The organism is Aquimarina rhabdastrellae, assembly GCA_947387485.1.
Lineage (GTDB): Bacteria > Bacteroidota > Bacteroidia > Flavobacteriales > Flavobacteriaceae > Aquimarina.
The window spans coordinates 1-1,589 of the sequence record CANDNT010000048.1; the positions used below are offsets into that span (position 1 = coordinate 1).

The following is a 1,589-nucleotide window of genomic DNA, read 5'->3' on the forward strand; positions in this document are numbered from 1 at the left end:
TAGGAATCCAATGGGTGAAAATCCCATCAGAGTAATTGGCTGTTCACTCTGAAGAAAAACATACAGTTGTTCCTGTGAGGGAATTATTGAAGCTATGTTCTTTCAAATAATCAAGCCGTAATGCGTAAGCGTGAACCCATAGTAGCTTCGAGAAGTGTATCTGCAATTTGGGGAGAGTTTTGACGGTCTTCGAACCCTGTCACTTCAATAGGATTAACAGCTGATAGAATATTGAAGAGTTGCCGGAGTCATAGGGATGGCGTGATTATAGATGGATTAATACGGAACGTGGGAGGTCTTTTATAACAAGTAATGGCAATACTAAACACTCTGTTATAAGTATTACGAAGTATAGATGTGGTAATAAAAGAAGTCGGAGGAGACCATAGTACCTATGATAATAAGGACAACATAACCTTATTTAGGAAAGGGACTCTACTTTAGAGAAGCTTATATGAAAAACAGAACGACCTATATTGATGAGAGTCTATTAGTAAGTCCATCCTTAAGTGATGAGCGAGTTCGTGTATTTCAAAGGAAGCTATACCTTGCAGCCAAGAAAGAAAAGGAATTTTTAGCTCATAGTTTGTATGATAAAATATATTTGGACTATGTGTTGATTACCGCCTTTTACCGAGTAAAGCAGAACTATTCTAAAGGCGTAGGAGTAGATGGAGTTAGTATTGCTACAATAGAGCAATCGGGGTTACACAGATATATGTCGCAACTACAAGAAGAGTTACGAAGCAAAAGGTATCGCAGTAATGCAGTCAAACGCGTCATGATTCCCAAAGAAAGGAAAGGTACATTTCGCTATCTAGGGATACTTACCATAAAAGATAGGATTGTTCAGATGGCAGTGAAGATGATTATCGAACCTTTATGGGAATCGGAGTTTATAAGTACTTCATATGGTTTTAGACCCAAGAAGAGTGCCCAAGATGCCATTAAGCAGGTAAAAGACAATATTTATGAAGGCTATCAATTTGTGTATGATGCAGATTTGTCAAAATATTTTGATACGATCCCTCATAACAAACTATTTACATGTTTAAAGCGTAAGATTGTAGACAGATCGATACTAGCTTTAATTCATCAGTGGTTGGTTGCTCCTGTGCGATTAGATACAGGAGAGCTGATAAAGAATACCAAAGGGAGTCCCCAGGGAGGAGTTATATCACCTTTACTCTCTAATATCTACTTACACGAATTTGATAAAATAGTAAGTAATCCAGAAGGTAAATTTGCAAAGTCCAATATTCGTATTGTTCGCTATGCAGATGATTTTCTACTTATGGGCAAATGGTATTACAGTAAAGAAATACTGACCTATATAGACCGAATCCTTACTAATATGGGATTATCCATTAATAAAGAAAAGACTAAGCTACTACATACAAATAAAAGTAGTTTATATTTTCTGGGTTTTGAGTTCAAAGTGATCCGATCCAAGTTCAGTTGGAACAAAAAGAACTATACCAATGTTCGCCCCAGTATGAAATCCCGAAGTAAGTTATTTACCAAACTAAGGGAGTTATTCAATAAACGACGGCATTGGGCAATAGAATGGATTGTTTGGAAACTGAACC

Annotated in this window: 1 protein-coding gene; it reads left to right on the plus strand. The window is 36.8% G+C overall.

What is annotated here, in order from left to right:
- Positions 1–454 precede the first annotated feature (454 nt).
- Positions 455–1,589 (plus strand): group II intron reverse transcriptase/maturase (gene ltrA / locus ACYEKI_RS21165; RefSeq protein WP_459213207.1); only part of this gene is annotated, 1,135 nt, incomplete at its 3' end.